This window comes from Pedobacter frigiditerrae (assembly GCF_004331645.1).
GTDB lineage: Bacteria > Bacteroidota > Bacteroidia > Sphingobacteriales > Sphingobacteriaceae > Pedobacter > Pedobacter frigiditerrae.
This window is the reverse complement of sequence record NZ_SJSK01000006.1, coordinates 223,281-237,136: the sequence shown is the minus strand read 5'-3', so window position 1 is coordinate 237,136 and position 13,856 is coordinate 223,281. Positions and strand designations below refer to the sequence as shown.

17 protein-coding genes and 1 pseudogene are annotated in these 13,856 nt (G+C 36.2%); 9 read left to right on the top strand and 9 right to left on the bottom strand.

Features of this window, described 5'->3' with window-relative positions:
- Nucleotides 1–153: 153 nt before the first annotated feature.
- The 4 genes from EZ428_RS20270 to EZ428_RS20255 all read left to right on the top strand — a co-directional run bounded on the left by EZ428_RS20270 (nucleotide 154) and on the right by EZ428_RS20255 (nucleotide 2,478).
- Nucleotides 154–780 carry an OmpA family protein gene (locus tag EZ428_RS20270; protein ID WP_131555031.1) on the top strand — a complete coding sequence of 209 codons (627 nt, stop codon included), beginning with the start codon at nucleotides 154–156 and terminating at the stop codon, nucleotides 778–780.
- 33 nt (nucleotides 781–813) lie between these two features.
- A complete protein-coding gene (locus EZ428_RS20265; protein WP_131555030.1) occupies nucleotides 814–1,518 on the top strand; it encodes a PRC-barrel domain-containing protein in 705 nt (234 codons plus the stop codon).
- 113 nt (nucleotides 1,519–1,631) lie between these two features.
- Nucleotides 1,632–1,988: a response regulator gene (locus EZ428_RS20260; protein WP_131555029.1), complete on the top strand. Its 357-nt coding sequence runs from the start codon at nucleotides 1,632–1,634 to the stop codon at nucleotides 1,986–1,988.
- Nucleotides 1,981–2,478 carry a DUF892 family protein gene (locus EZ428_RS20255; RefSeq protein WP_131555028.1) on the top strand — a complete coding sequence of 166 codons (498 nt, stop codon included), beginning with the start codon at nucleotides 1,981–1,983 and terminating at the stop codon, nucleotides 2,476–2,478. The genes EZ428_RS20260 and EZ428_RS20255 overlap by 8 nt, the downstream gene beginning before the upstream one ends.
- Here EZ428_RS20255 and EZ428_RS20250 read toward each other — a convergent pair whose 3' ends face one another.
- From EZ428_RS20250 to EZ428_RS20240, 3 genes and pseudogenes are all read right to left on the bottom strand, one after another.
- Entirely contained in the window at nucleotides 2,479–2,694 is a 216-nt protein-coding gene (locus EZ428_RS20250) for a YtxH domain-containing protein (RefSeq protein WP_131555027.1), read from the bottom strand.
- Between the two features lie 87 nt (nucleotides 2,695–2,781).
- Nucleotides 2,782–3,197: pseudogene (locus tag EZ428_RS20245) on the bottom strand (DUF1810 domain-containing protein).
- A gap of 113 nt (nucleotides 3,198–3,310) precedes the next feature.
- Complete coding sequence (locus EZ428_RS20240; RefSeq protein WP_131555026.1) at nucleotides 3,311–3,748, bottom strand: Hsp20/alpha crystallin family protein; 438 nt, start codon at nucleotides 3,746–3,748, stop codon at nucleotides 3,311–3,313.
- A gap of 306 nt (nucleotides 3,749–4,054) precedes the next feature.
- Between EZ428_RS20240 and EZ428_RS20235 the strand changes: the two genes are divergently transcribed.
- Nucleotides 4,055–4,375, top strand: a complete 321-nt coding sequence (locus EZ428_RS20235) for a hypothetical protein (RefSeq protein ID WP_131555025.1) — start codon at nucleotides 4,055–4,057, stop codon at nucleotides 4,373–4,375.
- A 20-nt stretch (nucleotides 4,376–4,395) separates the two neighbouring features.
- On the opposite strand, the gene EZ428_RS20230 is transcribed toward EZ428_RS20235, so the two are convergent.
- A complete protein-coding gene (locus EZ428_RS20230; RefSeq protein ID WP_131555024.1) occupies nucleotides 4,396–4,695 on the bottom strand; it encodes a hypothetical protein in 300 nt (99 codons plus the stop codon).
- Nucleotides 4,696–4,709: 14 nt separating this feature from the next.
- A complete protein-coding gene (locus tag EZ428_RS20225; protein ID WP_131555023.1) occupies nucleotides 4,710–4,994 on the bottom strand; it encodes a hypothetical protein in 285 nt (94 codons plus the stop codon).
- 382 nt (nucleotides 4,995–5,376) lie between these two features.
- Here EZ428_RS20225 and EZ428_RS20220 point away from each other — a divergent pair, with 382 nt between their 5' ends.
- The 4 genes from EZ428_RS20220 (at nucleotide 5,377) to EZ428_RS20205 (ending at nucleotide 8,561) form a co-directional block, all read left to right on the top strand.
- Nucleotides 5,377–5,997, top strand: coding sequence for a hypothetical protein (locus tag EZ428_RS20220; RefSeq protein ID WP_131555022.1), 621 nt, complete (start codon nucleotides 5,377–5,379; stop codon nucleotides 5,995–5,997).
- A 348-nt stretch (nucleotides 5,998–6,345) separates the two neighbouring features.
- Nucleotides 6,346–6,936, top strand: a complete 591-nt coding sequence (locus EZ428_RS20215) for a hypothetical protein (protein ID WP_131555021.1) — start codon at nucleotides 6,346–6,348, stop codon at nucleotides 6,934–6,936.
- A 345-nt stretch (nucleotides 6,937–7,281) separates the two neighbouring features.
- A complete protein-coding gene (locus EZ428_RS20210; protein WP_131555020.1) occupies nucleotides 7,282–7,944 on the top strand; it encodes a hypothetical protein in 663 nt (220 codons plus the stop codon).
- Nucleotides 7,945–8,144: 200 nt separating this feature from the next.
- A complete protein-coding gene (locus EZ428_RS20205; protein ID WP_131555019.1) occupies nucleotides 8,145–8,561 on the top strand; it encodes a helix-turn-helix domain-containing protein in 417 nt (138 codons plus the stop codon).
- Nucleotides 8,562–8,602: 41 nt separating this feature from the next.
- Here the strand turns inward: EZ428_RS20205 and EZ428_RS20200 are convergent, their stop codons facing one another.
- The 4 genes from EZ428_RS20200 to EZ428_RS20185 all read right to left on the bottom strand — a co-directional run bounded on the left by EZ428_RS20200 (nucleotide 8,603) and on the right by EZ428_RS20185 (nucleotide 13,637).
- Nucleotides 8,603–9,364, bottom strand: a complete 762-nt coding sequence (locus EZ428_RS20200; RefSeq protein WP_131555018.1) for a hypothetical protein — start codon at nucleotides 9,362–9,364, stop codon at nucleotides 8,603–8,605.
- 8 nt (nucleotides 9,365–9,372) lie between these two features.
- On the bottom strand, nucleotides 9,373–10,056 hold the full coding sequence (locus EZ428_RS20195) for a hypothetical protein (RefSeq protein WP_165501842.1): 684 nt from the start codon (nucleotides 10,054–10,056) through the stop codon (nucleotides 9,373–9,375).
- Nucleotides 10,056–13,016 (bottom strand): Eco57I restriction-modification methylase domain-containing protein, encoded by a 2,961-nt coding sequence (locus EZ428_RS20190; protein ID WP_131555016.1) that lies wholly within the window; start codon nucleotides 13,014–13,016, stop codon nucleotides 10,056–10,058. The genes EZ428_RS20195 and EZ428_RS20190 overlap by 1 nt, the downstream gene beginning before the upstream one ends.
- A 360-nt stretch (nucleotides 13,017–13,376) precedes the next feature.
- Nucleotides 13,377–13,637 (bottom strand): helix-turn-helix domain-containing protein, encoded by a 261-nt coding sequence (locus EZ428_RS20185; RefSeq protein WP_131555015.1) that lies wholly within the window; start codon nucleotides 13,635–13,637, stop codon nucleotides 13,377–13,379.
- Nucleotides 13,638–13,856 lie beyond the last annotated feature (219 nt).

Below are 13,856 nucleotides of genomic sequence, written 5' to 3'. Positions count from 1 at the left end.
AAATTTGCGCTTATAACAAGGTATTGTTGTGTTTGTTTAAGATTAAATACAAATTCAATAAAATAATTCCCCATGGTTTTAGCTAAAACATTTTTACCATAGCCGTGTTGTGAGTTCGATTGCCAATTGGCAACATTTACCTAAAAACAAAACATGGCACATTTAGAAGTAGAAAGAAAACCAGCTCGCCCTTGGTGGGTTTGGCTATTGTTAGTAATCGTTTTAATTGCCTTGGCGGCATTGTTGTTTAAAAACTGTAACACAGAAAACAAAGACGGAAATCCTGATTCAACGGGAATGGATACCTCAAAAACGCCATTGGCCAAAACTGTACCCGATTGGAACAATGTCGACTTTAACGCTGCCACTACTACAGATGCAGACATTACTGATACAGACATTGCCACTCGAAGCAACGGAACCTATACCATTTATACTTTAGGTGAAAACATCCTTTTCCCTACCGATGGTAATGATGTATCTGCAACCGGCATACAGAAACTAGAAATGATCAATGCAGTTTTAGCTAAAAGATTTGAAGGCGCAACCATTGGCGTGTATGGCAGTACCGATGCCACCGGGCCAGCTGCCGAAAATAAAGAGCTCGGCAAACAACGTGCAGAAGCCGTAAAAACTTGGTTAAGCACATCTGGCAGTGTACCTATCGAAAACATAACCGTACAGTCATTAGGAGAAACCACACCTGTTGCCACCAACCAAACCAAAACAGGCAGGCAACAAAATAGAAATGTATCTATCGTGGTTTTCCCGAAACAATAATTAAAGACCATACATCAACCTAAAAATTACAACATGGAACAAGAACAACATACCTACAGATACCTGCAGGAACTAAACGGAAGCGATTACCAAATTGTAGATGGCGAACCCAACATTATTGGATGGGAAGTTAAAAGCGAAGCCAATGCTTACCTGGGTAAAATAAAGGACTTACTTTTCGATCCACAAACCAATGCCGTTCGTTATTTGATTATTGATTTAACCCACAACGGAATGAATCTGGAAGATAAAAAAGTAATGATCCCCATCGGCATTGCCAACCTCCATGTTAGTGCAGATGAGGTGACTTTACCCAATGTGCACATGGAGCAATTTAACGCTTTACCAGCTTATGAAAAAGATGAAATCGGTCCAGCAACCGAGGTGAACATCAGGTCTATCATAGGTAGTCCAGCAGCCCTACGCATAGAAGAGAGCATAAGTGAGTTTGACCAGAACCAGTTTTATACCCATCACCATTTTGATAAGGATAAATTTTACCAAGGCAGAAGGTCAAGTGAAAGCTTAACCAGTCAGGAAATTGACGGAACCGCATCGATGGCAGGGCGTGAGGAAGAAAAAAACACCATTCATCAGATGGTAGAAAATTCTTATCAAAACGATCTACACGCCGCCGATGAACAAACGGGGGTTAATACGCATCATAACGAACACAAGGCGATTAACGATGATGAAGAACACGAGGAAACCGATAGGACAAAGCCGCCTTATCAATAGAGAGAAAAGGGATGCTTAGGCGTCCCTTTTTTATAAAAGTAATCCTATTAGGAATATCCCAAAACAAAGAATCTCCTAAAGGGTTAGGTATTTAGTCATGAAGATAATTAGCTATGAAAAAATGTGTATTAGTATTGGAAGACGATGAATCCTTAAGGGAATTATTAACCATCTTGTTAGAAGAAGAGCAATACGAGGTTAAAACTTATGGCACTGTAAATAGTTTTAAGCAGCACCTTGAACAAGAGCAACCTGACCTCATCATGATGGATGTCATGTTGCCAGATGGAGATGGTGTTCAAGTTTGTAATCAAGTTAAAGAAAATGCCGCTACCCAGCACATCCCTATCATCATGATGTCGGCACATAGAGATTTTTCTTTAGTGAAACACCTTTGCCCTGCCGAGGCCTTTATCAATAAACCTTTTGATATTGATTATTTAATCGAAAAAGTGAATAAGTATGCCTAAAGCACCACTAAGCCCGCAAGAGATCTTACTAAAACATTTTGCAAAATGCTTATTGGAGCTGATGGAGTTTGAAAAACAATTGTTAAAACTTTACCCTAAATTGGAAAAGGCTGCACATACGGCCGAGTTAGTTAAGGCACTTAACCCAGAAGTAGCAGATCAGGTAAAACACATCAATAGGCTAAAACTAATCACCAATTCGCTCAACGAGAAAAAACCAAAAGGGACATTAAACCAAGTTAACATCCCCTTATTGCCTATAAAAGCTAGTATTAAAAGTGCCGAGCAAGACTTAATCCTTATTAGCTTTGCGTTACAAATTCAAAACCTTAAATTAGGCTATTATGAGTTTCTACATCCACTAGCGGCAGCCTTGCAAATGGAAACCGAAGCAGCTTTGTTAGAACAAACCATAACCGACAATCGCAATACCAATACCTGGCTGCGTCAAATCATACAAAACATCATTGCCCCTAGCTTAAAAAACTAATTAATAAGAGGCCGGTATAATGGGCTCTTGGGGCATTGGCGCTTCCACTTTAATCTCTACCTCTTTGGCATAAATTTTTGCCTTTTCAATGTATTCTGGTGCTCGTTCCAAAATATCATCTAAGATAGACCTACCTGTTAACACATCCTTTTTTGTAATGTATTGCACTGCTGCATAAACTGCTGCACCTATCAGTGCCGATTTAATAAATCCCATAATGTTTCAATTTTATTAGGCAACAATATTGAGGCAAAATAGTTTTACTGAATCTTTTAATGAGCCCTTAGTTTTAGCTTTTATCGTTTACTTATCCAATAGAGCTAGCGTAACTTGACCTAATTGTCCATTAAAATATTGTTTAAGCACAGCTTCAACAACAAGGTTTGCCATTGGCACTTGCGCAAATAACGTCATTGATGATTGGAGCTTAAGGTGATCTGGATAACCAAATATTTTTAAGGGATCATTTTGATTGAGTTCAATTAATACCTTGCTTATTCCTATTAACCTATTACCTAACACCGGATGTGCTAGATATTGGCTAGCCTCCGCAAGATCACTGATACCATAAAACTTGGCAGTTTCACTATGGCCCAAACCTAACAATTGTGGAAAAACATACCACTCCAATGCGTTTGCTTTTTACCACGCTCTATTGCTAACAAAGCAGTATGGAAGGTTGTCTGTTGGGCTTGTAAAAACCGATTTAAATTGGGCATAAGATCATCAATCTATTTAATAAATCGTCCTGGTCAGCTTCCCTAATGAGAACCCTTTCAATTCATAAAAAAAGAGCTACCTTTTGGGCAGCTCTTTTTTGAATGTTTAGCAATTACTTAATTTCAATTTGTCGGCTCAATGTTTTAGCCTCTTCCTGTTTTGGAATATGGAGCTGCAAAACACCATCGGTATAGGTGGCCTGAATTTCATTTATATTGGCACTTTCTGGCAGTGTAAATGTGCGTAAAAAAGAACCGTAATAAAATTCACGTTTTGCATAATTCCTTTGCTCCTGCTCGCCTTCGGCAACCTGTGTTACACTTACTGTGAGTACATTACGCTCAAGGTTAATTTTAAAGTCTTCTTTTTTTAAACCCGGAGCAGCCAAATCTACGTGAAAGGCATCTTGTGTTTCGCTAATGTTAGCTGCTGGAACTCTTGTTGTTACTCGATCTGTAAAAAAAGTGTCGTTAAAGATGGAATCGAATACGTCAGTAAGACCTGGCACTAACATCTTTCTTGCTTCTGGATTAAATTTAACCAATGTCATGGGTTGTCCTCCTTAATTTTTTAATTTTAATGATTAAACAAATAACTAATTAAACGTTTTGAACTTCTAGTTCGAATAAACATTCACAAGTGAGATGCCAAAGGCTTTTCAACCGATTTTCACTGAAAAAATTGCACTGTCTACTGCAAATATTTCAGTCCAACTGTCAAAAATTCACAAACTTATCTCAATTAAAAAGATTAACAGTTGTAATATAACTGGAGGTTGTAGCAACCCAATAAAATCTTCAAACAATGCCATCCATTTGCTGTTATAAGCCAAATCAAAAACAGCAATTCATCCCCAATGTCAATTTTATTAAAAACACTGAGCATTAGCTTCATTACCTTAGCAGCCTTAAATACCAAGGCACAAGATAGAGATACCCCTACTGAAACAATTATAACTACACCTCATCTCGAAAATGTAACCCTACCTGCTTCAGATACGGCAGCCGTATATCTTTTGGTTTCTGACAAGCGTTTTGCCAGAACACCCACTTCACAACTGCATGGTTTTGTAGTAAACAAAAAGAACACTAAAGACCATCCGGCTTACTATTTAGGGCCAGATAAAAAGCCTTTAAGTAAATGGTATAACGTGTGGACTTATATCTTAAGAAATTAAGGCTTTATAGCCACCAAGGCTTAATTGGCTGCACTCATGCCCATGGTGGTAGCTATGGCATGACCAATCATGGTAATCATTTCTTGCTCTTGCAATAAGCCTTCACAATCTACAGATTCATCACAAGGGTAATTAGGATAAGTGCCTGCTAAAAGCTCCCTTGCCGTTAAGGCACCCCAAACCTTACCTGTATCATCCAAGAAAACTTCTCCCACTAAAGACCCCTCAAACAAAACCATGTATCCAACATCATCTTTAGGATGTATGTTGAGTCCTATTTGTTTACCGGCTCTTCTAATTACAATATTAAATGGATCCATTTGATGGTATTAATTTATGAGTTTCTTAACTCTTGATGAAACTTAATCTGATCCCTTATCGCTTGCAATATCGGCAAGTCTAACTCACAACCCTGGCTTTCGCAATGGGCGTGGTCTTTCTCATCTAATTGCACCGTACCAATGGTATCTTCCTCATCCAATATTTCATAACGTTCATGCCCTAAGGGTTTAATGTAAAAAAACCTACCAAAATGGCCATCAGCTATCTCTATTCTAAATTGTTGATCGTTTTCTTCTGCCCCAGTAAACTTTGGCTTAAAGTCATTTTCATTTTCCATAGCATAGTTATTTACCCCTTTAAACAAACAGATTGATATTTTGTTGCTGAAATTGTAGTAGATAGTTCAGGGTATCATTTAGAAATCTGCAAGTTAAAACATCTTCACTGATCTCCCCTATCTTCGAGGACTGGCATTAGGGATAATGTGAACCATTTGATAATACCGTCATTTCGACCGCAGCGCAGCGAGGAGAAATCTGCAAGTTAAAATATCTTCGTAGACCTCTCCTATCGGCGAGATGATGTTCAAAAACTCCTTGCCTACCTGCACAAAATATTTTCTTAGCTAAGAAATTTAATCTATTATTAATTGTTTTAACCATCAACTTAAACTTTAGGTAATTATTTGGAACACTCGTTTTTATCACTTAGATTCCTAAATGAAAGCGACCAAACCAAGCGACCATTTCGATTTAAAACATTGCCTAAAGGGCTTAGGCTTGTTTATGATCATGTCTTATACCCAAGCCTATTATTTCTGCTTTTATCTCACCTTTAAGAAAAGCTTAAAATCATTAGCAAATGAATTTAAGGATGCTGAAGACCATCAAATAACAGATTACGATTTTTTTAAGGATATCGATGACCCTTTGGTAAGGCATGCCCATAGCTTGTTCTCTTTGTTAAGCACTTATTTTAGAGTTTACGAATTAAGAAATGGATTAAATGATGTGGAGTTAGTGGAGTGGGATGACACGGTAGAAAGCAATCGCTACTCGCCCTCTTTGTTTTATTTTGGTCGTAAAACAAGTTACGTTAAAATCGCTTTTGCTTATGAAAGATATGTAGAAGAACTAGAAAACTCATTCTATTATTACTGCTGTGCACTTTCCTTAAAAAGCTATCAAATCCCATTGAACATGAGAACCCGGCTCGACTACTCTGCCACGGGGAGCTTTAGGTATTTAAATGTTGAGGATTACGAGGTGAATAGCATGATAGAATTGATTGGGCAATTGCAAGAGCAGCATAAGTTGTTGAAGGAGTTGATGAGGAAATGAAATCTATCACGGCGATTGTCATTCCGAGCCTGCGAGGAATCTCTTGCAAAATCGTCATTTCGAACCAGGCACGAGGAGAACCCCGAAGGGCTCAGCGCAGCTAAATCTACTAGTTGCTTTCGTATAGATATCTCCTGTCGTCGATATGACGCTCATTTCTTCCTCGCTCTACCCACTCATCCACTACCCTTCCTCTGAGATAATATCCCCACTAAGACAAATCAGCAGCTCCTTAAAAATTGATTGTCGCCCTTAATTTAACGTTTTCTTAATAGGCTGACAATAGTTTAACACCGCATATCCCATATATTTGGAATTTGAATAAGCTATTGATAAGCGCCTAAAACAATGAAGAAACTGATCTTTTTATTTACCGTTTTACTGAATATTTCTGCTAGTGCACAAAATTTATCCTCACTTAATGATGTGAGTGATACCGACACGCTATCCAGTGGAAAGGCAATAATATATGGGAATTTTATACAAAGATTAGGTTTCAGTAGTGGTGGCTTTCCTCAAGACATCAGGATCATAAATATCGATACGAAAGAAATATTTGCCTTTAGAGTTAAGCCCGCTTTTAAGTCGGCAAAAGAAAACCAGTTTATCTATTTTATTAAACCAGGAAGATATGCAATAGTAAATTATTGGTGGACACAAAGTAAAGTTTATGGCGGTGCAATACATACGGAACCAATTTTTAAAGGAGTTGATGCAACTGATAACCTAGAGGACAAGATTAAAACTGGCCAAATTAAAGTGAATGAGTTGACACAATTTACATTTCATGTATCCGAAAATTCATTGAATTATTTAGGATCATGGCATTTCGATAAAGGTCTAGTCTCTTTTACTGACAATAAAGAGCAATGCGACAAGAAATTAAACAAACTTAAAAAGCTTGATTTTGCAAAAGCTAAAACCGAATTACCTAACTAATATAAGTTCGAAGAAACCCTCTTATAGATCTCTTACCGATAAATCGGTACAGGCCCTATCGGCGAGATGATGGAGCTGACGGACTTGCAATATTACTATTCGTAAAATCATTTCGAACGAGGCACGAGGAGAACCCAGAAGGGCTCAGCGCAGCTAAATCTACTAGTTGCTTTCGATTAAAAGTCATTGATTTTAATACCTTTAGTAATAAGGTTCTAATTATTAACTTTGCTTATTCACATAATATACCATAAGATGTTCCAGAAGTACTATAAGATTTTAGTAATAGTTCTGTGTTTGTTTCATTGCATAACTGATTCATATGCTCAACTAGACAAACTTAATGTGAAACGCGATGATCCTTGCGATTGTAAGTTAAGCAAAAATTTGAAAGAGGGCGATTGGAGCTTAGGAGCTGTTGGAGATAGCGTAATTGTCTGTAACAAAGGAGCAATCAGAACTTTAGCTAACGGAACTTCAAAGCGATACAGTTCTTGGGTTGAACTATTAAAGGAGCAATCTTTATATAATGATTTTGAGAGGATAATCTATTGCACAACAGGAGCTATGGTGCCTCGCGAGAATGGCTTTGCGGGTTATTCGTTAACCTATTCCAAAAAACAACTTGTTATTAATTGGCACATCCGAATAGATAGCTTTGAGGTGTCAAACAAAAGATGGTCAGATAAAATTAGACCTGTTTTACAACAAAGGATTTATGCAAGGCAAGGTAATCTATTCATTAGTGAGAAGAGGGTAATATTTCACCCACATAAGATAAGTGAACTTGCAATTAAAGATGTCAATCAAATGTACCTAACTCAAAAAAAACAGAATAACAAGTACGGCATGCCTCCTTTGAGTAAAAGACTATTTGTTCTTGCGATGTCTGGCCACCAAGTTTCAATAACTAGGCTACTTAACCTTAACAAGGAGTTTGATGTTAGCGAAGATTCACGGCTTCCAGGTTACCAAGCAATAATGAGGCAGAAGTTAAAGCAAAAATAAAGTGTTGTTTCTCTTATTGGTATTTAGTCAGTAATCAATCATCCTAAATCCTTGTGTAAACTAAATTCGTTTTCCATAGCTGTAGGTTGTAATTAAAACCGTAAATTAGCTAGGCGCCGAACCGTAACGAACCACCGCAGATTGTTAAAAACAATTAGTGGGTTGTTTCTTACGGTCTTAAAAAACATTTATATTTGGATATGGAAACCTCTGAAAAAACAAACCGCACCCACCTAGGCCGTAAGATTAGCCGTATCCGCGAATTGCGTGGAATGAAACAGGAAGCTTTAGCCACCGAATTGGGCATTAGCCAACAAGCCATTAGCAAACTAGAACAGAGTGAGGAGATTGAAGATTCTACATTGGAGAAGATTGCAAAAGCATTGGGAGTACCCGCCGACTCTATAAGGAATTTTGATGAAGAGAAAATGATTTACAATATCCAGAACAACTATGAAAACTCAAATAATAGTGGCTCGATTATCGGCTATCAAGTAACTTTCAATCCATTAGAAAAGGTTATAGAGCTATATGAAGAGAATAAAAAACTTTATGAGAAGCTTTTGGCAAGTGAGAGAGAAAAAGTTGAGATTTTGAGAGGGAAGTTGAGACCTTAACATTACAAATACCACCTATTTATTATATGGTCTTTTAGGAACTAATCTTTCGAATTGTTCGATTTGCTTGCCTCTATAGCGGCTTCAATTATTGTTCTACGAATATTAACCCATATAAGTTTAGATACCTTTATAATTGCCATTGTATTATCAGGTTTTATAGCTAGTGCCAGTGTATGATCATCAAGTCTATTTTCACCCCAATAAAATGTATAAATAAATTCATTAATAAAAAATTTCACCATACCTTTTTTATATGGATCTACTGCAACAAAATCTGTTAAAACATCTGAAGCCTCACAGGTCATCATTACGCATGGATAGCTTGTCTCTAGTAAGGGTTCGTTGTTCAATATAGATTGCCTAAGCTGGTCTTCTTGTTCACAAGGTAATTTGAAATCAGCAAACATACTATGGGTGGTTACACTAGCCCTCCAAAGTAAGGATATAAGAAACAACTTGAATCTAGAATAGTCCAGATTAGTGCATGCTATTATATTTACACCTGGGTTTGGAGTTAATTGTTCGAAACCCTCACTCGTAGTTAAGTAAGATTTGCTATAAAAATAATTATTTGCGTAACGTTCCAATTGTCCCAGAATCCGATTGTCACAATCAGCGCATAAAATATATTCATCAATTGCTCCGGTTTGTACTGTTTTTCTTCTAGTAAGATCCTTTGAGGAGAATATATACATCCTATTCTTTTCATCGGGAATACCCTTGTACATAAAATTAGGGAAAAGATGAGAACGTTTTATAAGTTCCTTTTCCTTGAGACAAAGCTTACATTTTCCTTCCATGATACAAATTAATTTACTATTTTAATATTTGAGGAAAAATCCAACATTAAATGATATAAAACCAACTGGTTACTATCAATGTCAGTATGTTCGGAGTCATAAAGATACTTATAGCTTTCGATTGAGTTATTTTTAGTCAGGAACTTAGTGGTATTTGCATTCGGATATTGGTCTCGCAAAACATCATTTATACAGTTGACATTATCATCAATATCCACTTGCTGGACGATAAAGCCAATCATTCCGTTCACCCTATGATAACAAGAATATTTTTTGTCGATAAATCTTAAAATACCATCGTTAATATATTTAGAATTTAAACCTGCTTTTCCTTTCGGATTAGTGCTATCGAGACGTTTACATTCTATTATATAGTATTCCGAAGGGTTGGCAAAAATATTTTCGTTAAAGACCTTAATATCTAAATACCCATCACTAACACCATATTCTTTAGGTTCACATTCAAAGTGATAGGAAAAATTGAGCTCATTACGAATATTACTGTTGTTTAGGTAGTTACAGTGAATGTGATCTCGAATTGCATCTTCATTATTCAAAACAAGTTCATTGTTTTCTACAATGCGTGTATAACAAAGCGCTATTTTTTCAAGTATATTTAGAAGCTCTCTATCGTAATAGTACTTGGCGTTATCCAAAAAGCTGGAGGCATCTGTATTCTCAAAACTAATCATCACTCCCTACCCGTCTTTAAAATTGCATCTAGAAATACGTTGAGGTCCAAATAAGCCAATGCAGGATGCCATAATCTCTCTTCATTTGGTTTAAAAATGTAAAAGAAATCTTTTTCAAACCCCCTAACATCTTTCTGGATAAATAGCTTATCGGTTAGTCTTTCATGCCCCAATGAAATAATAGTTTTAAGCACGAAATCATTGTCTTTTTTTATCCAAGTTATTGGCTGTTTCTGTGTTTCCATTTCAGAAATTCTGAAAAACATTCCTATAATATGATTTGAATGCCAGATATCAACCGAAAAAGATTTGGCACCTTTAAAAACACTAGAAAATTTTTCTAGAAAAATCTTTGAATATTCATCTAAAGAACCGTCTTCAAATTGTACGGATGGAAAACTGCTTATATCAACTTTCTGTATTATCGTGGGTATCACATATTTGTTGGCATAGTCTATTAATGATTTTTCAGCACTAGTCACACAAAATGATCTGTAGATGCTCTCATTTAGCAATTCCAATTGTCGATTCGAAACGGAATTCCAAATCAGACTGTTTTCACTTTCAGGAATTAAACTTAGCTCGATTTGAGATACAACTTTTGAAAGAACAACATTTTCAATAAACGGAAATGTAAATCTCTCTTCATTGAAACCCTGTTCCCTTTCGACACCAATCGATGAAAATCGGTTAAGAGCATAATATGAAAAGAGGTCTGATTGGAGCGAGCCAGAAATAGTTCTTAAATCATCCATCCCATCCTCATTTTCAATTTTTATCGCTGTTATCGAGTCTTTAAAAAGGCAATCATAATCAATAAAAGCGGCTACAGATTTAAGCTTGTTTGATAATCCTTTTTTAATCAAAAGTCTTTTACCAAAATATAATCCCTCATCCCTTACCCGATGCAACGTCTGCTCTGTAAACGGAATAAGGTTCTTGTGTGCCCTAAATGGCTTAACGTACCTTGGCTCTAACAATTGCAAAGTTCCTAGTACTCCAACGGGATTTTCGTCTTCTCCCATTTGAAATCCGACACCATTAAGATATCCCTTCTCAATTAATCGCTCACTGATTTTTTGATAAGAGGATAGTCTCAATAGAAAACTAAAGTCTAAATAATGACCATATAACAACGTTTTCCAAAGCCAGTCATGGTCTTTTAGTAACTTCTGTCTAACTGTTTTAATGTCATTCCGATTTACCATGAACAAATTAAACAGCGAAAAAAACCTACTCGGTTTAACAGAAATATGTTCGATCAGAGAATCATCTGTACTTTCTTCAAATGCATATTTATAGAACAAAATTACCGCTGGGGCGATTGCAGGGTCGTTTGACTTATTAAAAACCTCTCTTCTAACAGGTGAAAGCTCAAATACATTTGATATAAAAAAATCGTTGAGAAAATATCTTCTAAAATTAAGTGCTTTAAGGTTATACAGGGTTTTACTCGTTACAATTAATGCCGAATTTGTTATCTCCTTGGAAAAATCGCTTACTCTTAATATGAAGGCTTGCGCAATCTCCTTGTTACTGATTGCAATTTTAACGCTCTTTTTTACCTCTTTCTTTTTCCTAAAACTGATATATTGCTCAAATGGTTCTTTAACACCCTTTTGTGTCGCTCCTCGCTTCCAGGGAGGATTGCCAATGATATAATTAAAGGTAATCTTAGACAATTTTCTATTAAATGGTTTGTCTAAATCAAAAAAATCTGAAACGAAAAAATTTGTATCAAGTAGTTGGGGAAATACAAAATTTTCTATGTCTCGGGGGTTTTGGTAATCCAATAGGGTCAAATACACAGAAAATATTGCAACACTGATTGCGCTCCCGTCCTTATCTATTCCAAATATATTATTTTCTGCCAGTGACTTTAACTGGTTTTGATATTCAATTGATGTCCTTGATAAATTTGGAGTCAATAGATTAAAGCGCTCAATGATTAACCTTAATCCCTCAACCAAAAAAATCCCTGAACCGCATGCAGGGTCAAGAATCCTACAATTGTATTCAGTTGAATTCGACTTAAAATATTGCTGAACAGTTTGCGAAGTAATGTATTCTACAAGGAACAATGGTGTGTAATAACTACCTGTCGTCGCTTGTTCCTGTTGTCCAATGAACAGTTCGTAAACGTTACTGATAAATTCCACTGGGATTATAGAAAAATCGAATATATCAAATAAAGAGAGCTGTCCTGTATTAAGTTTTACACCATTCAAAAGATCGATAAGGATACTCAAAGCTTCTTTTGATATCCTATTAGAAGAATCATCAAAATCAAATAAGTTTCCTCCAAATTTATCTTCAAGATATTTAAAAAACGTGAAAGCATCCTCTCTATTCGCCAATACAGAGCAGAAATCAGCTGATGTCCATTCTTTCAGCTCACCTCCAAAGCCAATGCGAACCTGTCTGTCAATTAAGTACCTGGTAAAAATGATCTTACCCAATAACGCATTTGCTGTATGATTAGTTAAATTATACGAATCGATTAGTATACTTCTAGCATCTTTAATATTCTCAAGAAGTTTATAGTCTACCCTATTTTTGTAAGTTAGGAGCTCATTATATTTTTCCCATGTTTCTCCTGTCACAAGTTTGAAATAGGTAAAATCATCGAGTCTTTCATCGCTCCCTATCAACGACAGGGCAAAGTTGTCTTTGATATATTCAAAACCGTTAAAAATATTTACTGCAGAATTTTCTACAATAATGACTATCGGTGTTTCATTTAGATTCCAGATTGCCTTAAATAAACCATCCCTATTTCTTGGGTTATCATAAAATAATATAAATGGTTTCTCTTCCAAGCAAAAAACCGAGTCAGGTTGTGGATCAAGAGCCTGAAAAACCTTATCTATTTTTTTTCCAGTCGCCTTTGAATTATCTGCAAAACATAATCCATTAGTCTCATCTAAGCCTAGTTTTAGATAAATATCCTTTATTGTCATAATGCTTGGGCAAAAAGATTAAATAACGGACTCAAAACTCTGATCATAGGTGAATAGCATTTATAAATGTAACCAAGTTTTTATAACTTTTCATAAAAGGATAACGACTATTTTATTCGAGGCAAAATACTAATTTTTTTAGTTATCTGGAATTAATAATTTCCAATCCAACCGTTCGAGATTTTCTGTGCCAAAGGCATCCCTTTGGGAAAGGCATCACGAACATCCTATCAAAGGGATTTGAAGCCCTTAATAAAACGCATGGAAAACTTTTACTTATAGATCTCTTACCGATAAATCGGTACAGGCTCTATCGTCGAGATGACGAACTTGTGACGAGATGATGCGCAACAAAAACACTTACCTATCCCGCTCTACTAACTCATTCACTTCCTTTTTAGAATAATACAGTTTAGTGCCAATCTTATAGGCAGTAATTAGGTTCATTTGGCGCCAACGGTATAAGGTAGAGATGGAGATGTTAAGCCTATCTTTTAAATCCGTACTGTCCATCCATTCCTCATCCGTTTTTACCTTGCGGTATACACGCTCTAACATTTGAGCCATTTTCTTTTGAAGAAGCAGCAGTGCATCAAGCTTTTGGTTTATATCAGGTTCCATAGGTTTGGTTTTGATGATACAAACCAATAAAATAAAAATAACCTGTGGTAGTGGCAGGGGTTGCAAAGCACCATTTGCAACCCCCTAAAAAACTTAATTTAAAGTAGATTCAAAGCATTTTTTTTAATTATTTAACGCATTAAAATATTTGTAGCGAAAGCTATCACTACTAACCGAACCCATCTCCACCCTATCCCTCGGACAAGATACTATCAAATT